Genomic DNA, 20741 nt, shown 5'->3' with positions numbered 1-20741 from the left:
AGCGGATCGCCCAGCTGATCGAGCTTGCCGAAGCGATCTTCGAGATCAAAGAAACCGGATTGGAGCATCGTCGTTTCTCGCGTTTTGTTGTTGGGGCGTTAGAATGAGTGAATTATTAGAGGTTCCCAAAACTTTATAAAAGGAAAAAAAGCCGGCTTTTCCTTTCCGCTCTCTACGCCCTTTGCGTTTTAAAAAATCGTTTCTCTCTGTGTCCCCGTGCCTCTGCGGTGAATTTACGTGTTCTGGATCACGATCTTGGGGAACGCCGCGGAATGGTCCTGGGCAAGCTCGGCGATCTTGACCGCGACGCGGCGCGCGATCGCCCTGTAGATCTCGGCGATGCGTCCCTCGGGGTCGGCCACCACCGATGGCTTGCCGGAATCGGCCTGCTCGCGAATGCGGATGTCCAAGGGCAGCGCCCCCAGGAGCTCGACCCCGTAGTCCTGGCACATGCGCTGGGCTCCGCCCTCGCCGAAGATGGGCTCCTCGTGCCCGCATTTGGAACAGATGTGGATGCTCATGTTCTCCACCACGCCCAGGATCGGTATGCCCACCTTCTCGAACATCTTGAGCCCCTTGCGCGCGTCGATCAGGGCGATGTCCTGGGGCGTGGTGACGATGACGGCGCCGGTCACGGGCACCCGCTGGGCCAGGGTGAGCTGGATGTCGCCGGTTCCCGGCGGGAGATCCACCACCAGGTAATCCAGGTCGCGCCAGCGGGTCTCGTTGAGCAGTTGCTCCAGGGCCTGGGTGACCATGGGTCCCCGCCACACCATGGGGGTATCGAGATCGATCAGGAAACCGATGGACATAGCCTGCAGCCCGTGGCCTTCCATCGGCTCCAGGCTCTTGCCGTCCCGGGACTCGGGACGTCCCCGGATGCCCAGCATCATGGGCTGCGAGGGACCGTAGATATCCGCGTCCAGCACCCCCACCTTGGCGCCCTCGGCGGCTAGGGCCAGAGCCAGGTTGACGGCGGTGGTGGACTTGCCCACGCCGCCCTTGCCGGAGGCGACCGCGATGATGTTGCGGATGCCCGGTACCAGCTTCACCCCCCGCTGCACGGCGTGGGCGACGATCTTGTAGGCGACGCTCACGTGGACCCCGCCCACCCCGGGCAGGCTTTTCAGCTTATCCGCCACCATGCGGCGGATCGAGTCGAGAACGCTCTTGGCGGGGTAGCCGAGGACGATGTCCACGGACACCCGGTCCCCGTCCACCTTCACGCCCTTGACGGACTTGCCCGTCACGAAATCCTTGTGGGTATTGGGGTCAATCAGCGCTCTGAGCGCCTCTTGAACCTGCTGCTCGGTGATCGCCACAGAACCCTCCTACGGCCGATGCCGCTAAACGTATTATTGTAACGAAATCCACCCGCCAGCCGCTCGTCGAGCCCAGCACTTTGTTAAAATTCGGTTTTTCGAGGGCCTTGCCGACTCCATGCAAAAACGCCGCCTCCTGGTCACCTCCGCCCTGCCCTACGCCAACGGCGCCATTCACCTGGGCCACCTGGTGGAGTACATCCAGACCGACATCTGGGTGCGTTTCCAGAAGATGCAGGGCCACGAGTGCCATTACGTGTGCGCCGACGACCAGCACGGCACCCCCATCATGCTGCGGGCGGAGAAGGAAGGGATCTCCCCCGAGGCCCTGATCCGTCGCATGCTGGAGGAGCACAAGCGGGACTTCGCCGGCTTTCACGTCCAGTTCGACAACTATTACGAGACCAATTCTCCCGAGAACCGGGAGCTTTGCGAAGAGATCTTCCGCCGCCTGGACGAGGGCGGCTTCATCGCCCGTCGCTCGGTGGAGCAGTTCTACGACCCGGTCAAGCAGATGTTCCTGCCTGACCGCTACATCAAGGGCGAGTGCCCCCGCTGCGGGGCCAAGGACCAGTACGGGGACGCCTGCGAAGCGTGCGGCGCCACCTACTCCCCCACGGAACTCAAGAACCCCTATTCGGTGATTTCCGGCGCTTCTCCGGTGCGCAAGTCTTCGGAGCACTACTTCTTCCGCCTCTCGGATCCCCGCTGCCGGGCGTTCCTGGAGGCGTGGACCCGCTCGGGGACGCTGCAGCCGGAGGCGGTGAACAAGCTCCAGGAGTGGTTCGCCGCCGGGCTCCAGGACTGGGACATCTCCCGCGACCCCCCCTACTTCGGCTTCCCTATTCCCGGCACGGACAACCAGAAGTTCTTCTACGTGTGGCTCGACGCCCCGGTCGGCTACTTCGCCAGCTTCAAGAACCTGGCGGAGAAACGCCGCAGCAAGGGCGAGACCATCGACGTGGATGCTTTCCTGCGCTCCGAGGACGAGACGGAGCTCGTCCATTTCATCGGCAAGGACATCCTGTACTTCCACGCCCTGTTCTGGCCAGCCATGCTCGAATACTCCGGCTACCGCACGCCGTCGAAGATCTATGCCCACGGCTTTCTCACGGTGAACGGGGAGAAAATGTCCAAGTCCCGCGGTACCTTCATCACCGCCGAAAGCTACCTCGCCCAGGGGCTCAATCCCGAGTGGCTGCGCTACTACTACGCGGCCAAGCTGGGCCCCACCATGGAGGACATCGATCTCTCCTTGGACGACTTTGTCGCCCGGGTCAACTCGGACCTGGTGGGCAAGTACGTGAACATCGCGAGCCGCTGCGCCGGTTTCATCACCAGGCGCTTCGAGGGAAGGCTGGCGCAGAGCCTGCCCCCCCACCCCTTGCTCGACGAACTCAAGCAATCCCGGCACGACATCGAGATGCTGTACGAAGGCCGGGAGTACGCCAAGGCGCTGCGCACCATCATGGGCCTGGCGGACCGGGCTAACCAGTACGTGGACGACCAAAAACCGTGGGAGGTGGCGAAATACGCAGAGCGCGCCAAAGAGCTGCAGCAGATCTGCAGCATCGGCCTCAATCTCTTCCGGCTGCTGACTGTCTACTTAAAGCCGGTGCTGCCCAAGCTGGCCGGGGACGTGGAAGCCTTCCTCGACGTGCCGCCGCTCACGTGGGCGGATTCCGGCAGGCTGCTGAACGACCACGTCATCAAGCCCTACCGGCACCTGATGACCCGCATCGATCCCCGGCAGATCGACGCCCTGATCGAGGCCAACCGGGAATCGATGGTAGGCGCGGCCCCCGCCCCTCACGCTGAAGCCAGGGCGCGCTCCCAGGCGACGCCCCAGATCAGCATCGACGACTTCAACCGGGTGGACCTGCGGGTGGCCCGCATCCTGGCGGCCGAGGCGGTGCCGGGGGCGGACAAGCTCCTCAAGCTCACCCTGGACCTGGGGGAGGAACGGCGCACCGTGTTCGCCGGGATCAAGTCGGCTTACGCGCCGGAGGTCCTCAAGGGCCGGCTCACCGTGATGGTGGCGAACCTCGCTCCCCGCAAGATGAAGTTCGGCGTCTCCGAAGGGATGGTGCTCGCCGCCGGCGATGGCGAAAGCATCTTTCTCCTCTCCCCGGACGACGGAGCGCAACCCGGCATGCGCATAAAATAGGCCCGAGGCCCCGCGCGGGCAGCCGCCCATCAGGAGCACCGAGTGCAGGCATCAGCGAACCGCACCTTCATCTGCAGCGTCCTGTTCCTGGAGATCCCGGGCTACGCCCAGAGGCCGGTGGCCGAGCAGGTGAGCCTCAAGGAAAGGTTCAACGCCCTGCTCGGGGAAGCGCTGAAGACCGTGCCGGCCAAGGACCGCATCGTCCTCGATACCGGAAGCGGCGCCGCGGTGAGCTTCATCGGCAATCCCGAGGACGCCCTAACCGTGGCGGCGCGGCTCGCGGCGCTGCTCGACCTCCACGGCCCGACCCTGGACGTGCGCTGCGGCATCAACCTGGGCCCGGTCAAGCTGATCAAGGACGTGAACGGCCAGCCCAACATCATCGGCGACGGCCTCAACGTGGCCCAGCGGATCATGGCCTTCGCCGAGGCCGGGCAGGTGCTGGCCTCGCGCCCGTACTACGAGGTGCTATGCCGCCTGTCCGACGCCCACGCCCGGCGCTTCGACTACCTGGGCTCCCGCACCGACGACCACGTGCGGGCCCACGAGGTGTATGCGCTGCGCTCGCCCGGGGGCGCGAACGAGGACGCGCCCACCGTCAAGCTGGCAGCGCTGGAAGCCCCCGAGCAGCCCGTCCCCCCCGCCGCCTCGGGCCGGCGGGCCTACCTTTTGGTCCGGTGGGCGCTTCTAGGCGCGCCGCTTGGGGCGGCGGCCCTCATCGTCGTTGCCCTGGCCCTCCGGGAGGGCTCCCCTCCGCGGTCTGGGGATGTCCCCCCCTCGCCGCCGCCCCCCGTGGCGGGAACGGATCCCTACGCCGGCGCGCCGGCGCCCGAGCCCCCCGCCGAGCAAAGCCCGCCGCCGCGCCCCGCAAGCTCCCGCCCGGCCGAAGCGCTACGCCTAGGCGAACCCGTCCCGGTGGCCCCTGAGGAGACGCCGAAGCCGCCGGCTCCACCGGCAGCGCCGCAGTCCACGCCGGAAGCCGTGCGCAAACAGGCGGCAGCGACGCCCGCCGTCCCGCCGCCGGCCCCGGCACCTGGCGCGGTGCCAGCCGCCATCCCTAGCGCCCACTTGGAGTTCGCCATCTCCCCATGGGGGGAAATCTACGTGGATGGAAAACTCGCCGGAGTGAGCCCGCCCCTGCACAAGCTGGACGTGGCCCCCGGCACCCACACCATCGAAGTGCGCAATTCAGACCTCCCCGTCCATCGCCAGACGATCCACGTGGACGCGGGCGAACGGGTTAAAATCAAGCACAAGTTCCGCTGACCAGGAAGGGCCATGAAGAGCGCAGCTGGGTGGGTTTTGGCGGCGATGGGCGTCCTCGCCCTCGGGGGCTGCGAAACCCAGCCTGTAAAGGAGGTCCAGCGGGAGGTCCAGGCCCTGTGGCGCGGCCCGGGCGAAGCAGACCTCTCGACCGGCATCCAGCACTACGAGAACGGAAACCACGCCGAAGCCTACCGCAGGTTCCAGGCAAGCCTCGCCAAGGGGCTTCACTGGAAAAGCGATCAGGTGCAGGCCTATAAATACCTGGCGTTTATCGACTGCGCCTCCGGCCGGGAACGGGCTTGCCGGGACAATTTCGTGCGCGCCCTGACCCTCGATCCCGACCTGGAGTTGGCCCCGTCCGAGGCGGGACATCCCGTCTGGGGCCCGGTTTTTCGCAGCGTCAAGGCCGGCCGCTGAGGAAAGCCCATGGAGCTCCGGCAACTTGGCCGCTACGAGCTCCTGGGCGAGCTCGGCAAGGGCGCCATGGGGGTCGTCTACCGGGCCATCGACCCCGTCCTCCAGCGCACGGTCGCCATCAAAACCATTCCCGTCTACCTGGACCCCTCCGAACAGGCGGAGTACGAGGCCCGCTTTTACCACGAGGCCAAGGCGGCCGGACGGCTGAGCCACCCCAACATCGTCACCATCTACGACGTGGGCAAGAGCGGCGACACCACCTACATGGCCATGGAGCTGCTGGAGGGCCAGGATCTCAAGAGCCTACTCGCGCCGAAGAAGCCCCTGCCCATTCCCCAGGCCCTGGACATCGCCGCCCAGGTGGCCGACGGGCTCGCCTACGCCCACGAGCACGAGGTGGTGCACCGGGACGTGAAGCCGGCCAACCTGATGATCACCCGGTCGGGGCTGGTGAAGATCATGGATTTCGGCATCGCCCGTATGCGCGCCTCCGAGATCCGCACCCAGACCGGTGTGCTGCTGGGCTCCCCGAGCTACCTCTCCCCCGAGCAGGTGCTGGGCAAGCGGGCCGACCACCGCTCCGACATCTTCAGCTTAGGCATCGTGCTCTACGAGATGCTGACCGGGGAGCGCCCGTTCACCGGCGCCGAGATCACCGCCATCATGTACCAGATCGTCCACTTGAGCCCGCGCGCCCCCAGCGTGCTCAATCCGGAGGTACCCGAGATCCTGAACTTCGTCGTGGCCAAGGCGCTGGCCAAGTCGCCCGAAGACCGCTACCAGGACGCCCGGGAGTTCGCCACCGACCTGCGGGAATGCCGCAAGCACGTGGAATCCCAGGTTCAACCCAAGATTTCCATCGACCTCGATGCGTTCCCCAAGCATTCGGCCAACCGGCTGGCCGACGGCGGCACCGGCGCCATCGTGGGCAGCAACTTCCCGGCGGGCCGCAAGATGGACGCGGCGCCCGAGCCGGCCGTGCCGCCCGAAACCCCGGTGGCGCTGGGCATCTCCACCCATTTTGACTCTTTCGATGCCACGCTGCGCCTGGTGACGGCCACCGGCGCCGCGGAGCAGTTCGGCGAGTACATCAAGACCCAGAAGATCGCCCGCGCCGGCACGCCCGCCGCCAGGTCCGCGCCGCCGCCCAAGCGAATCACGCCTCCCACAGGAACGGCCGCCGACAAGCCGGCGGCGCCGGTTCAGCGGGCGGAGGCGGCGCGGAACTCCCCCCTTTCGCGCAAGGCCTTGGTCGTGGGCCTCGCCCTTGCCATCGCCCTGGCGGTCGCGCTGGTTGCCGTCCTTTCCTGAACTTTTCGCGCGTTTTGCCACACTACTTTTATGCCTCTTTTGAATTTCGAGTGGGTGCTACTGGCATAACCGGCTTGAAGCCGGGGTCAAGGGCGGGCGGCGCGCCTTTTGCCGTCCGGCGCAGCGTACCCTTGACGGCGACTTCAGGCCGATACGCTCGTCCAAGGCTGGATGCGGCACAATGCGGCATCCAGCCTTGGAGACAACAACGCGATCATGCACAACCGATTGTTTGAAGCCGCCCTCGGTGTTACCTCGCCCTGGTTCGTCCAGGGCATCGATTTCGATGCCGCCAAGAAGACCCTGACGATTCGAATCGACTTTGCCGCCGGCAGCCGCTTTGCCCATCCGGCGGCCGCCGGGCTGCACCCGGTGCACGACACCCAGGTCAAGCGTTACCGGCATCTGAACTTCTTCCAGCACGAGTGCTACCTGGAAGTGCGGCAGCCCCGGGTGAAGCTGCCCGACGGGCGGGTGGTGCTGGTCGAACCCGACTGGGCGGGCAAGCTCTCGGGCTTCACGCTGCTCTTCGAGGCGCTGGTGCTCGCCCTTGCACGCGAGATGCCCTTTGCGGCGGTGGACCGCACGGTGGGCGAATCCTGGCACCGGGTGCAGGCGATTTGCGCCCGCTATGTGGAGCTGGCCGCGGCCGAGGCCGATCTGTCCGCAACGACGGCGCTGGCCCTCGACGAGACCTCCTATCGGCGTGGGCACAACGACCTCACCGTTGCCGCCGATGCCAAAGAGCGCAAGGTGATATTCGTGACCGAGGGCCAGGACGCCGAAACCATCGAGCGGCTGGCCGAGCACCTCACCGAACGCCAGGCCACGCGCAGCCAAATCAGCTCGGTGAGCATCGACATGTCGCCGGCCTTCATCAAGGGCGTGACCGACCACTTGCCCAACGCGCGCATCACCTTCGACAAATTCCACGTCATCGCCCATGCCTCTGCCGCCGTCGACAAAACGCGCCGCCTGGAGCAGAAGACCGACCCCGATCTGAAGGGCTTGCGCTGGGCGCTGCTCAAGGACCGGGATCGGTTGCCGGAGAGCCAACGGGCTGACCTCGATGCCATCATCGCCCAGGTGAGCACCAAGCGCACGGCGCGCGCTTGGGCTTACCGGCAACAGCTGCGCGAGATCCTCGAACGCAGGCAGATCAACGTGGTGCGCACCCTGCTCGCCCAATGGTGCACGAACGTTATGCGCTCCAAGGTCGAGCCGATGAAGGAGGTCGCCAGGCTGATCCGCAGTCACTTCGAGGGGATCATCGCCTGGGCGCAGACGCACGCGACCAACGGGTTCCTGGAGGCCTTGAACGGATTGTTCCAGGCCGCCAAACGCAAGGCACGCGGCTATGTGCGGCTCTCCACGATCCGCACCGTGATCTTCCTGCTGGCCGGCAAGCTCGACTTCTCGAAACTCAATCCGCATGTGGCGTGTTAACCCACTCGAAATTCAACAGAGCCCAAAATTCAAAAGAGCCGTGCAGTTGAGCTTCGACTTCTACATGATCGAAGCAAAACCCGAGAATCTTGATTGGTGATCGCGCCTACGACAGTCGCACCCTGGACCAGGAGCTGAAGAAGGAGGGCGTGGAGCTCATTGCGCCGCATCGCTCCAACCGCAAGCTCAAGACCCAGGACGGGCGACGGCTGCGGCGCTACGAGCGGCGTTGGATCGTGGAGAGGTTCATTGCCTGGTTGCAATGGAAGCGCCGCCTCTTGGTTCGCTGGGAATACTACGCCGCAAACTCCCTGGGTTTCGTGCAGTTAGCGTGTATCACCATGCTGCTAAGGCAATTTTGAGATAGGTTCTATCCACGGCCATTCACATTCCTTTGCAGATCTGCCTCAGGTCCCGGCATGTCGGGCAGCGGGATGAACCCGGTCTCTCCGGGCACCGGGTCGAAGCGGCCGGCGCGCCAGTCGGCCTTCGCCCGCTCGATGCGCTCCCTGCGCGAGGAGACGAAGTTCCACCAGATGGAGCGCGGCCCGTCCGTGGGCTCCACGCCCAGCAGCATGATCCGGCTGGGCTTAACCGCTCTGGCGATCACGGCATGGTCCGGCCGTAGCACCAGGAGCCGGCCCGCCCCATGGACCTGGCCGGCCAGCTCGACCTCGCCCTCGGCCACATAGAAGCCCGCGCTCCTCGTAGGCGTCGTCGACGAAGAGGGCGGCGCCCGAAGCCATTTGTACATCGACGTACAGCGTTTCGGAAAAAGTCTCGATGGGTGAGCGCGCGCCCAGGAACGATCCGGCTATGAGGCGCACCGTCGATCCCGCCTTCCCGATCAGCGGCAGGCTCGCCAGGTCATGATGGGCAAAGGCGGGCTCGGTCTCCTCCGCCGCCACGGGCAGCGCCACCCAGGCCTGGATGCCGAAGAGTTCCGTCCCTTTAGCCCGGTGCTCGGGCGGGGTACGCTCGGAATGGACGATGCCGCGCCCCGCGGTCATCCAGTTCACCTCCCCCGGGCGGATCGGTTGGACCGTACCCAGGCTGTCCCGGTGCAGGATCTCGCCGCGGAAGAGGTAGGTCACCGTGGCGAGCCCGATGTGGGGGTGGGGTCGCACGTCGAGCCCTGCGCCCGGGGGCAAGTCGCTCGGACCCATCTGATCGAGGAAGACGAACGGGCCCACCATCCGCCGCTGGCGGGATGGGAGCGCCCGCCGCACTTCGAACCCGCCGAGATCCCCGTGCGCGGCACGATCACCATTTCGACGGGATCGACCTCGGCTGCCGCGAAACGGCATTGGGCCTCGGGACAGTCGTGCCAGCTCATGAACGCTCCTTATCGTCGAGCTTGCGGAAACTGGTTGACGAACTTACTCCTGCGCGCTTGATAAGGCCGATCGGCGGCTGCGCACTTTCTCAATGCATCACCCTGAGCAGCAGCTTCCCCCGCGTGCCGCGGCCTTCCAGGTGGCGGTGGGCCTCGGCGGCCTCGGCCAGGGGATATTCCCGGTCGACGGCGACCGTGAGTTTCCCTTCCAGGTACCAGCGGAACAGGTCGCCGGTGCGCCATTCGATCTCTTCGGCCGTGGCGGTGTAGTCGGCGAGGTGGGGCCGGGTGAAGTACACCGAGCCCGCCTCCCCCAGCTCCAGCGGCTCGATGCTGTTCACCAGCCCCGAGGCGCCGCCGTAGTTGACGCACAGGCCCCGGCGACGGAGGCTACGGATGCTGCGGGCGATGGTGTCCTTGCCCACCGCGTCGTAGACCACGTCCACGCCCTTGCCGCCGGTGATTTCCATCACCGCCTCGCGGAAGTCGCGTTCCCGGTAGAGGATCGCGTGGTCCGCGCCCCGGGCCTTCGCGATCTCGGCCTTGTCGGCGCTGCCCACCGTGGCGAGCACCGTCGCCCCGCGCAGCTTGGCGAGCTGGACCAAAAGCTGTCCCACGCCGCCCGCGCCGGCGTGCACGAGACAGGTGCTGCCGGGCTTGAGCTCGTAGCAGGAATGGGTCAGGTAGTGGGCGGTGCAGCCCTGGAGCATGAGCGTCGTCGCGATGGGGTCGGGTATCCCCTCGGGGATCTTCGCCAGGCGCCAGGCCGGCACCGCCGCGTACTCGGCGTAGCTTCCGCGCACCAGGCAATAGCCCACCCGGTCACCCGCGCGGACCCGGTCCACCCCCGGTCCCACCTCCACCACCTCGCCCACGCCTTCCATGCCCAGCGTCATGGGCAGGGGCGTCTGGTAGGTCTGGGAGCGGACGTAGCTTCCGTTTCGCATGTACACGTCGATGAAGTTCACGCCGGCGTAGGCGAGCTTCACCAGCGCCTCGCCCTCCTTCGGCCGGGGTACTTCCGTTTCTACCAGCCGAAGCTGCTCCGGTCCGCCGAACTCGAACACGCGTATCGCCTTCATCGTCTCTCCTCCTGGTCTAGTTTTTCACGATCAGCACCACGCCGGCGATCAGCATCAGGGCGCCGGCGACCCGCAGCCCGCTCATGGGCCGCACGGGATAGCCCAGCACGCCGAAGTGGTCGAGCAGAATGGAGGCCGCGATCTGGCCGGTCACCACCAGCACGAACAGGGTCGCCGCACCCAGCGCCGGACCGGCCACCAGCGTCACCACCACGACGGCGGCGCCGATGGCTCCACCCAGCCAGGCCCACGCCGGCACCGAGGCCATCGCCGCGGCCGAAGGCCACGGCACCCGCAGCACCGCCAGCACCAGCAACACGCACAGGAGCCCCACCACCATGTTGGCGAGCCCGGCGAGGAGCGGTTCCCCGAGCAGGGCGCGCAGGGAGGCGTTGATGCCGACCTGAACCGGCATCAGCGCGCCGATCAGCAGGGCGAGCGCGGAGAGCACGAGCTTCATGGGCGTCCTTTCTTGTTTCTCGTGGCAAACGGGTCACGCGGGCAAGACCGGCAACGGCCCGCGCCAAGGATACCGCAAGCTATGCCCGAGCGCCGCGACGGGCCTGGAGCACGATGGCGACGGCAAGCCCGGCCAGGAGCAGGTAAAACACCAGGGACCAGCCGGGAATCGTGAGGCCGAGAAAGCTCCACTGGGTGTCGCTGCACTCGCCGCTGCCCCGGAACACCAGCGCCAGCGTCTCGGAAAGCGGCAGGGTATCCAGCATAAAATACAGGTCCGCGCCGCAGTCGGCCACCTGGGGCGGCGCGCCGAACTGCACCCAGAGATGGCGCACCGCGATGCCCGCGCCCACCGCCGCGACTATCGTCAGGACGCCGGCATAGAGCGCCGCGCCGCGGGGCCCCGGCCCATGGGCCGCCGCCAGCAGAAACAAGGCGCCCAGCACGATGAAGACCACCCGCTGGAAGATGCAAAGGGGGCAGGGTTCGAGCCCCTGGCCGTGTTGGAGGTAGAGGGCGTAGCCCAGCACGCCCAGGCACAGGAGGAAACCCGCAAAGAAGCCTGCTCGCGTCCGCATCCGTCATCGCCTTAATGGAACCGGTACACGTCCATGGCGAGAATACCGTGGGCGAAGCTCCGATGCACCCGCTCGCCCCGGCCCCCCGCCCCCAAGGCCACGAAGAGGGGCAGCAAGTGCTCCTCGGTGGGGTGGTTGTGGGCCGCCTGGGGTCCCTGCCGGCGATAGGCGAGCAAGGTTTCCGTGTCTCCCGCCTCCACGTGCCGCGCCAGCCAGTCGCTGAACTCGGCCATCCAGGCGGGCGGCGCAGCGTCCAGGGCATAACGGCCGAACTCGTACAGGTTGTGAGTGGCGGAGCCGCTCGCCAGCACCAGGATCCCCTCCTCCCGCAGGGGTGCCAGCGCCTCGCCCAGGTGCAAATGATGGCGCGGCCCCAAGTGGGGCTGGATCGAGAGCTGCACGACCGGCACGTCGGCCTGGGGGAACATGATGAGCAGCGGGACCCACGCGCCGTGGTCGAGGCCGCGCTCGGCGTCGATCGCGGCCTCGAAGCCTTCGGCCTCCAGCGCCTCGACGGCCCGCTGTGCCAGCTCGGGAGCTCCGGGAGCAGGGTACTTGAAGGCGTAAAGCTCGTGGGGGAAGCCCCAGAAATCGTGGATCGTGGAAGGGTTGTACGCCCCGGTCACGTGGGGTATCACCGTCGCCCAGTGGGCGGAGACCGCCAGCACCGCCCGCGGCCGCTCCAGTTCACGCCCGAGGGTGCGCAGGAAATCCCGCGCCGCGGTGGGCTCCAGGGGCAGGGTGGGCGCCCCGTGGGAGACGAACAGGACCGGCTGCCGCTTCATTCGCCGCTCACCCGCGGATCATTCCATGTGCCAGCCGTGGCTCACGATAAGGGACTGCCCCGTGAGAGCGTTAGTGGAGAAGGCCGCCAGGAATAGGGCCGCCTCCGCGACCTCTTCCTCCGTGGTGAACTCACCGTCCACCGTGTCCTTGAGGAAGATCTTCCTGGCCACCTCCTCTTCGCTGATGCCCTGCTCCTTCGCGAGCTGGGGGATCTGCTGCCTGACCAGGGGCGTCAGCACGAAGCCGGGGCAGATCACGTTCACCCGGATGCCGTGCTCGGCCCCTTCCTTGGCCGCCGTCCGGGCGAGCCCCAAGATGCCGTGCTTGGCGGCGGTATAGGGCGCCTTGAGGGGCGAAGCCACCTTGGAATGCACCGAGCCCATGTACAGAAGGACGCCGCCGCGCTCCTGGCGGATCATCCGGCGCATGGCCGCCCGCGTCACGAGAAAAGCCGCGTCCAGATGCACCGCCACCACTTTGCGCCAGTTCTCGTAGGAGAGGTCCACGATCCTGTCCAGGTGCTGGATGCCGGCGTTGGACACCGCGATGTCCAGCCCGCCGAAGCGCTCCACCGTCTTCGCGAAGCCCTCCTCCACGTGGGCTTCGTTGGTCACGTCCATGCCCACGGCGAGGGCGTTCGGCCCCAGCTCCGCCGCCACGGCCTGGGCCTGCTTGAGGTTCAGATCGGCCACGGCCACCCGGGCGCCCTCGCGCAGGAAGATCGTGGCGATGGCCTTGCCCAGGCCGCTCGCCGCGCCGGTTACCAGCGCCACCTTGTCTTTGAGCTTCATGGCTTCCCCTCGCCTTCCGTAATCTCGTGCACCACCGCTCCCGTGCCGGGCGGCACCGGCTCGAGCCAGGGCTTGCGCTCGAGGACCCGGCACGCGTCCCGGTACCCCTTGGTCCAGCGCGCGTCGATGGCGCAGCGGGAAAAATCGATGTCCTTGGTCTCCAGCTCCCACGGTCGGTCGGCGTAACCGAGGTGCACCACCTCCATGGTGGTCTGGCAACCGAGCCCCGCCAGCTTGCGCACCAGCGGGTCCTGCTGCAACTCCGGGCTCAGGCGCGTGTACAGCGCCTGGACCGCCCGGCGCAGGTTGTGCACTCTTGCGTAGTCTTCCAGGTGCTGGCGCGAGCGGCTGGCGTAGGCGATGCTCTTGCGCCGGGACAGCACCTCCGCGATCGTCGCCGGCTCCGCTCCCGCGGGATCGAAAAGGTCCACCATGAAACAAAGGGTCGACACCCGCGGATAATCGTCCAGGACGATCTCCAGCGGCGTGTTGGAGTAGATGCCCCCGTCCCAGTACAGTTCCCCGTCCAACCGCACCGGCGGAAAGCCCGGCGGGAGCGCGCCGCTCGCCATGATATGCTCGGGGCCGATGCGCTGAAAGCGGGTGTCGAAATAGCGCAGCTTTCCCGTCCTCACGTGGACGGCCCCGACGGAGAGCCGGGTTCGTCCGTCGTTCAGCCGGTCGAAGTCCACCAGCTCGAGCAGCGTCTCCTTGAGCGGCGCCGTATCGTAGAAACCCAGGGATTCGGGCGCCTCGGAATTGAACATCCATGGCAGGCGCGGGGTAAAGAATCCGGGACGGCCGGCAAGGATGGCGTTGCACGCCGCGTGCCAGCCGGACCATTGCCGCACGGCCGGCGGCGCGCCATCGCTTTCGACGCAGTCGCGGTCGGCCACCTTCTGCCAGAACGCCCGCAGTCTTTCGGTCCGGGCGCCGGGAGGAGTGCCGGCGATCAAGGCGCCGTTGATGGCGCCGATGGACGTGCCCGCGACCCAATCGGGTGCGAAGCCGTGCTCCTCCAGCGCCTGATAGACGCCCGCCTGGTACGCACCCAGCGCCCCGCCCCCCTGGAGAGTGAGCGCGAGCCGCCTGATCTGCGGCCGGGCCGCGAACAAGCCCCGAGCTTCGGCGTTGGCACGCTCCCCATTCCCGTCAGGCGTCGGCCCCATCTCCGCGATCCGTCCCTTCAAGCGGCATCCCCCAGAATTATCCCCGCTTAAGGTCTCCAGGGCGAACCCCGCTGCCACCCACGCGTCGATGCCTCCCGCAAGGGGACGCACCCGGCGGAATCCCCGCGCCGCCAGTAGTCGCGCCACCTTGACTGCGGTCGCTTCGTTCGGGCAGGCGCACTAGACAATCATATCCTGTCCGGGCGGGATGTCGTCGACGGCGCGTTCCAGGTCGTCCAGGTCTACGGGCCGCGCGCCAGGAATGCGCCGTCCGGCCCGATACCAGGCGTAATCCCCCAGGGTCGAGGCGACGATGGCGGCGCCCAGCGCCAGCACGCCGAAGGCGGGGTGCCCCGCGGCCATCGCCCCCGCCAGGAACAGCACCGGCAGCGCGGGAAGCGGCGCGCCCACCTGCTCCAGGAACACCGCGATGAACACGGCGAGGAGGCCGTGCTGCTCGAAAAAGGCGAGGACCTGTTCCACGGCGGTCACGCCGGGCCGAAACGGCCGCGGTCATGGGGCTTGACGAGATCGACCAGGGGCCCTTTGGGCACGATGCGGGTCGGGTTGATGTGAGGATGGCTCATGTAATAGTGGCGCTTGATATGGTCCATCTTCACGGTTTCCGCGATTCCCGGCACCTGGTACAGATCGCGCAGGTAGTTGGAAAGGTTGGGATAGTCCTCGATGCGCCGCAGGTTGCACTTGAAGTGACCATGGTACACCGCGTCGAAGCGCACGAGGGTCGTGAACAGGCGCCAGTCCGCCTCGGTCGGCACGCCGCCGACGAGATAGCGGGCGTCCGCGAGCCGTCGCTCCAGGGTGTCCAGGGCGTCGAACAGCCGGTCGAAAGCCGCCTCGTAGGCCTTTTGCGTCGTAGCGAAGCCGCAGCGATAGACCCCGTTGTTCACGTGGGCATACACGTAGTCGTTGACCGCGTCGATCTCCTTACGCAGCCGCACCGGGTAGTAGTCGGCCCGGACCTCGGTGAAAGCGTCGAAGGCCGAGTTCAACATGCGGATGATGTCGGCGGACTCGTTGCTCACGATGGTATGCGTCTTCGTGTCCCACAGCACGGGAACCGTCACCCGGCCGGTGTAATCGGGCTTCGCGGCGGTGTAGACCTGGTGCAGGTGTCCGAAGCCGTTGACGCGATCGGGAAGGCTGGGGCTGAAAGCCCATCCTTCGTCCGACATGATCGGCTCCACCACGGATACCGGCACCGCCGCTTCCAGCCTCTTGAGGCTGCGGAAGATGAGGGCACGGTGGGCCCAGGGGCAGGCATAGGAGACGTAGAGGTGGTACCGCCCGGGCTCGGCCTCGAATCCCGACGAGCCGTCCGCCGTCACCCAGCGGCGAAACCGGGCTTCGGCGCGGACGAACTCGCCTTCGGTCCGGCCGGTGTCGTACCACCCCGGCGTCCATTTGCCTTGGATCAATGCCCCCGTCATGAAGAGAAGACGATCCCTGCTTTATCCGTGAAAATCCGTGCCCATCCGTGGCTCATAGATCCCGGTGAACGGTGCGCCAAGGCGCACGTTCAGCGCACCGGGGAAGCCCTACGCAATCGACGGGCCGCCTCACGCGATGCCGCTCTTGAGCCGCTTGGCGATCTGGGCCACGTGGCGGCCCTGGAAGCGGGCGATGGCCAGCTCGTTGCCGCTGGGCTGGCGCGAGCCGTCGGCACCGGTGATGGTGGTCGCTCCATAGGGCGTGCCGCCCGTGATCTCTTCCATGGTGAGCAGCCGCTGCTCGGAATAGGGCACGCCCACGATCACCATGCCCTGGTGCAGCAGGGTCGAGTGGAAGCTGGTGAGGGTAGTCTCCTGGCCCCCGTGCTGGCTGGCGGTGGAAGTGAAGACGCTGCCCACCTTGCCGATCAGGGCGCCCTTCATCCACAAGCCGCCGGTCTGGTCGAGGAAGTTGCGCATCTGGGCCGCCATGTTGCCGAACCGAGTGGGCGTGCCGAAGAGGATGGCGTCGGCCTCCGCGAGCTGCTCGGGCCGGATGACCGGTACGTGGGCGAAAGCCTCCCGGGCCTTCTTGGCGCCGCTTTTCTCCAGAACGTCGTCCGGCACCAGTTCGGGCACCTGGTACAGGGTCACCTCGGTCCCGTCCACCTCCCGGGCGCCGGCGGCGACCGCCTCCGCCATCTTGTAGACGTGGCCGTACATGCTGTAGAACACGACTTGAATCTTGGTCGTCATGGGATTCTCCTTTCGACAAAGTAAAACGCTGTGACGAGCTTAAGTTACGCCAGGTCGAACACGAGCACCTCGGCCCCTTCGCCCTGGTCGAGAACGATTTCGTCCACGCCTTTGGCCTTGAGGGCGTCGCCCGCCTCTAGGAGCTGACCGTTCACCGTCACCTGCCCCCGCGCCACGTGCACGTAGGCCCGCCGTCCCGGCGCCGGGCGATGCACGGCCCGTTCGGCGCCATCGAGGAGCGCGGCGTAAAGACGGGCGTCCTGGTGGATCGTGACGGAGCCGTCCCGGCCGTCGGGGGAGGCGACCAGGCGCAACCGCCCCCGCTTTTCGGCCTCCGGGAAGTGCTTCTGTTCGTAGCCGGGCGCGAGCCCCCGGCGCTCGGGCACGATCCAGATCTGGAGCAGGTGCACCGGCGCCTCCCTCGAGGCGTTGTACTCGCTGTGGACGATCCCCGTGCCGGCGCTCATGCGCTGCACGTCGCCGGGATGGATGACGGAGCTGTTCCCCATGCTGTCCCGGTGGGCGAGGGCCCCCTCCAGCACGTAGGTGACGATCTCCATGTCCCGGTGCCCGTGGGGGTCGAAGCCCCGGCCCGGCTGCACCCAGTCTTCGTTGATGACCCGCAGCGCCCCGAACCCCATGTGCCGGGGGTCGTAGTACTCGGCGAACGAAAAGCTGTGATAGCTGTCCAGCCAGCCGTGATGGGCATGACCGCGCTCTCCGCTCCTGCGGACCTCGAGCATCGGTTCCTCCAAAAACATCAATGGAATTGAATCTAATTAACACACTACCGCCGCTCATGATATGAGCGCATGTTTAAGATTCAAAGCGGAACTTTCTGATAAAAGCATTCAAAATAAATGACTGCTCTAGAATCGACGATTTCTTATGAAATTCATAGGTATAACAAAAAGCGGGGGGCGGGCTGGAGTCTCTGGAGGAGTCTGGGCTATAGCCTGGCCCTTGTCCTCTTGGCGATGGAATGGACGGGCGGGTGGGCCTTGGCCATGCCGCCGTTGAGCCTGGGGCTAGACCACCCCCTCACCGGCCGGATCTGGTCACCCGGCGCCCAGCGGTTCGTCTCCTCGGTGGAGCTCCTGGCCCGGCTCAGGGAAGCCGACTTCGTCCTCCTCGGCGAGATCCACGACAACAGCGACCACCACCGGATCCAGGCCTGGATCGTGGAGCAACTCGGGAGGGCCGGACATACTACTGGCCAGGGAGCCGTAGCCTTCGAGATGATCACCGCCGACGAAGCGGCCGCCCTGGAAGTCCACGCCCGGGACGATCCCGTCGATGCGGCGCGGCTAGGGGCGGCGCTACGCTGGGAGGAACGGGGCTGGCCGGCCTGGTCCCTGTATCAGCCCATCGCAGAGGCGGCGATCAAGGCCCGCATGGCCCTCATCGCCGCCGGGGCTCCCCGGGCGCTGGAGCGGGAAGTGCGCAGCCGCGGCCTCGCTGCCCTGGACGACGAGCGGCTGCGACGGCTCGCCCTGGAAGCCTTGCCGGAAGCCGAGCGGTCAAGGCTGGAAGAGGAATTGTACGAATCCCACTGCCGGCAGCTTCCCCGGGAAGCGCTTCCCGGCATGGTGGCGGTCCAGCAGTTGCGCGACGCCTGGATGGCGGACCGCCTGCTGGAAGGCTGGACCCAAACGGGCGGGCCCGTGGTGGCCATCGCCGGCCGCAGCCATACCCGGCCCGATTGGGGGATCCCCCGCTATCTGGCCATCCGCGCGCCGGGGGCGCGCATCGCGAGCGTGGCCATGGTGGAAGTGGACCCTCGCAAGCGGGCGCCGTCGGACTATGGCGACGCCCGGCAGGGCGACTACCTGGTGTTCACAGGCGCCGCACCCCGCGCCGATCCTTGCGAGGCGCTGAGGCGCCCGCGCTTCCGGCTAGAAAACGGGACGGCCGCGGCGCCCGGCGCTCTCTTCCCAGACGTCCGTGGGCTTGCCGGGCCGAGCCGGAAGCCGGGCCATGGCGTTGCGAAAGCGCAGGAGCTCGGACAGGAACAAGAGCTCGTCCATCGCGTCCACGGAGAAACCCCGGCGACAGCCCCGCTCGTCCACCACCAGGCGGGCGAGATAGGCTTCGCACTCGGGATGCCCCCACGTCAGCGCCAGGGTCTGCATCACGTGGGGGAACGCCTCGAGGGCCGCGCCCGCCGCCACCGGGCCGCCCGGCGCGGACGCCGCGCCTCGCCGAACCGGAGCCGGCGCCCGGGGCCCCGTGACCCCGTGCCCGCCGCCGTTGGACGGCCGCTGCGAACCGGACGCCCTGGAGGTCTCCGCCCATCGCTCCCCCACCAGAGTCTCCAGGCGCCGCACCCTTGTCTCCAGCGCCTCCAGCCTGTGCTCCAGCGCTGCCTTGCCTTCGTCCATCCCGCACCTCGCCGCTTCTCCACCCGGGGATGGAAACACTATAGCAACCGAGCGCATGACAAGTTGTTAAAAGTTCTGTAGCTGGATTCCCGAGGGCCGCTGGAGGAAACGCGGCGCCGGGCGCAGACCCGCCGATGGAAGGCAACGCGCCGGCCGGCTTCTGCGGTCACACGGGCCGTTTCTTGCGTTAAAGTACGCCCTGGAATGAAGCGATTCTCGCTACGCACCGCCCGCCCCAAGCGGCTCCGGCTCCCGCGCCCCTCGTCGCTTCGATGGGAGCTGGGCGTGGCGCTGGCGGTCAAGTTCGTCCTCCTGTTCCTGATCTGGTGGCTGTGGTTCTCCGACCGCATCGACGCCCGGCTCACCCCCGAGGAGGTGGGCCAGGCGGTGGCCGGCATGGCACCCGAACCCGCAGGGCTCTCTCGTTAGGCCGAAAGGAGCGCTCCAGTGGACGTCGTCGACCTCTCCCGGCTTCAGTTCGCCATCACTGCCATGTACCACTTCCTGTTCGTGCCCCTCACCCTGGGGCTCGCCTGGATCCTGGTGATCATGGAGTCGGTGTACGTGATGACCGGCAAGCAGGTGTACAAGGACATGACCCAGTTCTGGGGCAAGCTGTTCGGCATCAACTTCGTAATGGGGGTCACCACCGGCATCACCCTGGAGTTCCAGTTCGGCACCAACTGGGCGTATTTTTCCCACTACGTGGGCGACATCTTCGGGGTGCCGCTCGCTATCGAAGGGCTCATGGCCTTTTTCCTGGAGGCGACCTTCGTCGGGCTGTTCTTTTTCGGCTGGGACCGGCTCACCAAGGTCCAGCACCTGATGGTGACCTTCCTGGTGGCGCTGGGCTCCAACCTCTCGGCGCTGTGGATCCTGATCGCCAACGGCTGGATGAATTACCCGGTGGGGGCCGAGTTCAACGACCAGACTATGCGCATGGAGCTCACGGACCTGGGGGCGCTCCTGTTTAACCCGGTCGCCCAGGTGAAATTCGTCCATACGGTGGCTGCGGGCTACGTCACGGCGGCCATGTTCGTGCTGGGCGTGTCCTCCTGGTACCTGCTCAAAGGCCGCGACGTGGGCTTTGCGCAGCGCTCCTTCGCCGTGGCGGCCGGCTTCGGCCTGGCCTCCGCCCTTTCCGTCATCGTGCTGGGCGACGAGTCGGGCTACACCGTGGGGGAGGTGCAGAAGGTGAAGCTCGCCGCCATCGAGGCCGAATGGGACACCCACGACCCCCCCGCGGCCTTCACCCTGTTCGGCTTGCCCAACGAGGAGGCCGAGCGCACCGACTACGCCGTACGCATCCCCTGGGTGCTGGGGATCATCGCCACCCGTTCCGTGGACGAACCGGTGATCGGCATCAAGGAGCTCAAGGAGCGGGCGAAGAGGCGCATCGAGATCGGCATGCAGGCGTACGGCGCCCTCCAGAAGCTGCGCTCCGGGGACGCGAGCGAAACCACCCGGGCCCTGTTCGAAGCGACCCGCGGGCACCTGGGCTACGCGCTGCTCTTGAAGCGCTACACGCCCAACGTGGTGGACGCCACGCCCCAGATGATCGCAGCGGCGGCGGACGACGCCATCCCGCGGATCGCGCCCTTGTTCTGGACCTTCCGCCTCATGGTGGGCCTGGGATTCCTGTTCCTCTTCATCTTTATCTTCGCCTTCTGGTATTGCGCTCGGCGCACCGTGCAGCAGAGGCGCTGGCTGCTCAAGCTCGCTTTGTGGTCGATTCCGCTCCCCTGGATCGCCGCGGAGGCGGGCTGGTTCGTGGCCGAGTACGGCCGCCAGCCGTGGACCATCGCCGAGGTCCTGCCCACGTTTCTTTCCGCCACGCCGCTGGAGCCGAGGCAGGTCTGGTTCAGCCTGGCGGGGTTCGTGTTCTTCTACACGCTCCTGCTGGTGATCGAGCTGTACCTGATGTTCAAGTATGCGCGGCTCGGGCCATCGTCGCTGCACACGGGGCGGTACTACTGGGAACGCCAGCCCCAGGCAGGAGGGGCGTAAAGGAAACGCCGGGTCC

The 20741-nt window shown here is 66.8% G+C and carries 19 protein-coding genes and 2 pseudogenes; 9 read left to right on the top strand and 12 right to left on the bottom strand.

Features of this window, described 5'->3' with window-relative positions; translation table 11 throughout:
- Positions 1-233: 233 nt before the first annotated feature.
- Complete coding sequence (gene apbC / locus ACUVYZ_RS11470; protein WP_439934585.1) at positions 234-1322, bottom strand: iron-sulfur cluster carrier protein ApbC; 1089 nt, start codon at positions 1320-1322, stop codon at positions 234-236.
- 88 nt (positions 1323-1410) lie between these two features.
- Here apbC and metG point away from each other — a divergent pair, with 88 nt between their 5' ends.
- From metG to ACUVYZ_RS11440, 6 genes and pseudogenes are all read left to right on the top strand, one after another.
- On the top strand, positions 1411-3489 hold the full coding sequence (gene metG / locus ACUVYZ_RS11465) for a methionine--tRNA ligase (protein ID WP_439934596.1): 2079 nt from the start codon (positions 1411-1413) through the stop codon (positions 3487-3489).
- Positions 3490-3531: 42 nt separating this feature from the next.
- A complete protein-coding gene (locus tag ACUVYZ_RS11460; RefSeq protein ID WP_439934584.1) occupies positions 3532-4755 on the top strand; it encodes a hypothetical protein in 1224 nt (407 codons plus the stop codon).
- 12 nt (positions 4756-4767) lie between these two features.
- Positions 4768-5172, top strand: a complete 405-nt coding sequence (locus ACUVYZ_RS11455; RefSeq protein WP_439934583.1) for a TssQ family T6SS-associated lipoprotein — start codon at positions 4768-4770, stop codon at positions 5170-5172.
- A 9-nt stretch (positions 5173-5181) separates the two neighbouring features.
- The gene (locus tag ACUVYZ_RS11450) at positions 5182-6483 is read left to right on the top strand and encodes a serine/threonine-protein kinase (protein ID WP_439934582.1); all 1302 of its coding nucleotides are present in this window, start codon (positions 5182-5184) and stop codon (positions 6481-6483) included.
- Between the two features lie 216 nt (positions 6484-6699).
- The gene (locus tag ACUVYZ_RS11445) at positions 6700-7929 is read left to right on the top strand and encodes an ISL3 family transposase (RefSeq protein WP_439934581.1); all 1230 of its coding nucleotides are present in this window, start codon (positions 6700-6702) and stop codon (positions 7927-7929) included.
- An 80-nt stretch (positions 7930-8009) separates the two neighbouring features.
- Positions 8010-8291, top strand: a pseudogene (locus tag ACUVYZ_RS11440) (transposase); the annotation flags it as partial.
- Between the two features lie 8 nt (positions 8292-8299).
- Here ACUVYZ_RS11440 and ACUVYZ_RS11435 read toward each other — a convergent pair.
- The 11 genes and pseudogenes from ACUVYZ_RS11435 to ACUVYZ_RS11385 form a co-directional block, all read right to left on the bottom strand.
- A pseudogene (locus tag ACUVYZ_RS11435) lies at positions 8300-9265 on the bottom strand (pirin family protein).
- An 89-nt stretch (positions 9266-9354) separates the two neighbouring features.
- Positions 9355-10347: a quinone oxidoreductase family protein gene (locus tag ACUVYZ_RS11430; RefSeq protein WP_439934580.1), complete on the bottom strand. Its 993-nt coding sequence runs from the start codon at positions 10345-10347 to the stop codon at positions 9355-9357.
- Positions 10348-10363: 16 nt separating this feature from the next.
- A complete protein-coding gene (locus tag ACUVYZ_RS11425; protein ID WP_439934579.1) occupies positions 10364-10807 on the bottom strand; it encodes a DMT family transporter in 444 nt (147 codons plus the stop codon).
- Between the two features lie 79 nt (positions 10808-10886).
- The gene (locus ACUVYZ_RS11420; protein ID WP_439934578.1) at positions 10887-11384 is read right to left on the bottom strand and encodes a disulfide bond formation protein B; all 498 of its coding nucleotides are present in this window, start codon (positions 11382-11384) and stop codon (positions 10887-10889) included.
- Positions 11385-11395: 11 nt separating this feature from the next.
- Positions 11396-12169 carry a DODA-type extradiol aromatic ring-opening family dioxygenase gene (locus tag ACUVYZ_RS11415; protein WP_439934577.1) on the bottom strand — a complete coding sequence of 258 codons (774 nt, stop codon included), beginning with the start codon at positions 12167-12169 and terminating at the stop codon, positions 11396-11398.
- An 18-nt stretch (positions 12170-12187) separates the two neighbouring features.
- The gene (locus ACUVYZ_RS11410) at positions 12188-12961 is read right to left on the bottom strand and encodes a 3-hydroxybutyrate dehydrogenase (protein ID WP_439934576.1); all 774 of its coding nucleotides are present in this window, start codon (positions 12959-12961) and stop codon (positions 12188-12190) included.
- Positions 12958-14130: a patatin-like phospholipase family protein gene (locus tag ACUVYZ_RS11405; RefSeq protein WP_439934575.1), complete on the bottom strand. Its 1173-nt coding sequence runs from the start codon at positions 14128-14130 to the stop codon at positions 12958-12960. Before ACUVYZ_RS11405 ends, ACUVYZ_RS11410 begins: the two co-directional genes overlap by 4 nt.
- A 180-nt stretch (positions 14131-14310) precedes the next feature.
- Complete coding sequence (locus tag ACUVYZ_RS11400) at positions 14311-14613, bottom strand: DedA family protein (protein WP_439934574.1); 303 nt, start codon at positions 14611-14613, stop codon at positions 14311-14313.
- A gap of 5 nt (positions 14614-14618) precedes the next feature.
- Positions 14619-15581 carry a glutathione S-transferase family protein gene (locus ACUVYZ_RS11395; RefSeq protein WP_439934573.1) on the bottom strand — a complete coding sequence of 321 codons (963 nt, stop codon included), beginning with the start codon at positions 15579-15581 and terminating at the stop codon, positions 14619-14621.
- 129 nt (positions 15582-15710) lie between these two features.
- A complete protein-coding gene (wrbA, locus tag ACUVYZ_RS11390) occupies positions 15711-16337 on the bottom strand; it encodes an NAD(P)H:quinone oxidoreductase (protein WP_439934572.1) in 627 nt (208 codons plus the stop codon).
- Between the two features lie 44 nt (positions 16338-16381).
- On the bottom strand, positions 16382-17080 hold the full coding sequence (locus ACUVYZ_RS11385) for a pirin family protein (protein WP_439934571.1): 699 nt from the start codon (positions 17078-17080) through the stop codon (positions 16382-16384).
- A gap of 264 nt (positions 17081-17344) precedes the next feature.
- Between ACUVYZ_RS11385 and ACUVYZ_RS11380 the strand changes: the two genes are divergently transcribed.
- The 3 genes from ACUVYZ_RS11380 (at position 17345) to ACUVYZ_RS11370 (ending at position 20725) form a co-directional block, all read left to right on the top strand.
- A complete protein-coding gene (locus ACUVYZ_RS11380; protein ID WP_439934570.1) occupies positions 17345-18799 on the top strand; it encodes a ChaN family lipoprotein in 1455 nt (484 codons plus the stop codon).
- 123 nt (positions 18800-18922) lie between these two features.
- A complete protein-coding gene (gene cydP, locus ACUVYZ_RS11375; protein ID WP_439934569.1) occupies positions 18923-19147 on the top strand; it encodes a cytochrome oxidase putative small subunit CydP in 225 nt (74 codons plus the stop codon).
- Positions 19148-19165: 18 nt separating this feature from the next.
- Positions 19166-20725 (top strand): cytochrome ubiquinol oxidase subunit I, encoded by a 1560-nt coding sequence (locus ACUVYZ_RS11370; RefSeq protein WP_439934568.1) that lies wholly within the window; start codon positions 19166-19168, stop codon positions 20723-20725.
- Positions 20726-20741: the final 16 nt, after the last annotated feature.

This window comes from Pelomicrobium sp. P1, from assembly GCF_052805615.1.
Note: the sequence above shows the minus strand (reverse complement) of the source record. Positions and strands in the feature narration are given on the sequence as shown.

Bases quoted from the DNA above. Each gene is read 5' to 3' on its own strand.
- ACUVYZ_RS11385 (WP_439934571.1), bottom strand. From the start codon at position 17,080: ATGCTCGAGGTCCGCAGGAGCGGAGAGCGCGGTCATGCCCATCACGGC.
- ACUVYZ_RS11380 (WP_439934570.1), top strand. From the start codon at position 17,345: ATGCCGCCGTTGAGCCTGGGGCTAGACCACCCCCTCACCGGCCGGATC.
- ACUVYZ_RS11425 (WP_439934579.1), bottom strand. From the start codon at position 10,807: ATGAAGCTCGTGCTCTCCGCGCTCGCCCTGCTGATCGGCGCGCTGATG.
- ACUVYZ_RS11415 (WP_439934577.1), bottom strand. From the start codon at position 12,169: ATGAAGCGGCAGCCGGTCCTGTTCGTCTCCCACGGGGCGCCCACCCTG.
- ACUVYZ_RS11450 (WP_439934582.1), top strand. From the start codon at position 5,182: ATGGAGCTCCGGCAACTTGGCCGCTACGAGCTCCTGGGCGAGCTCGGC.
- ACUVYZ_RS11420 (WP_439934578.1), bottom strand. From the start codon at position 11,384: ATGCGGACGCGAGCAGGCTTCTTTGCGGGTTTCCTCCTGTGCCTGGGC.
- ACUVYZ_RS11455 (WP_439934583.1), top strand. From the start codon at position 4,768: ATGAAGAGCGCAGCTGGGTGGGTTTTGGCGGCGATGGGCGTCCTCGCC.
- ACUVYZ_RS11445 (WP_439934581.1), top strand. From the start codon at position 6,700: ATGCACAACCGATTGTTTGAAGCCGCCCTCGGTGTTACCTCGCCCTGG.
- ACUVYZ_RS11410 (WP_439934576.1), bottom strand. From the start codon at position 12,961: ATGAAGCTCAAAGACAAGGTGGCGCTGGTAACCGGCGCGGCGAGCGGC.
- cydP (WP_439934569.1), top strand. From the start codon at position 18,923: ATGAAGCGATTCTCGCTACGCACCGCCCGCCCCAAGCGGCTCCGGCTC.
- ACUVYZ_RS11395 (WP_439934573.1), bottom strand. From the start codon at position 15,581: ATGACGGGGGCATTGATCCAAGGCAAATGGACGCCGGGGTGGTACGAC.
- ACUVYZ_RS11430 (WP_439934580.1), bottom strand. From the start codon at position 10,347: ATGAAGGCGATACGCGTGTTCGAGTTCGGCGGACCGGAGCAGCTTCGG.
- wrbA (WP_439934572.1), bottom strand. From the start codon at position 16,337: ATGACGACCAAGATTCAAGTCGTGTTCTACAGCATGTACGGCCACGTC.
- ACUVYZ_RS11405 (WP_439934575.1), bottom strand. From the start codon at position 14,130: ATGGGGCCGACGCCTGACGGGAATGGGGAGCGTGCCAACGCCGAAGCT.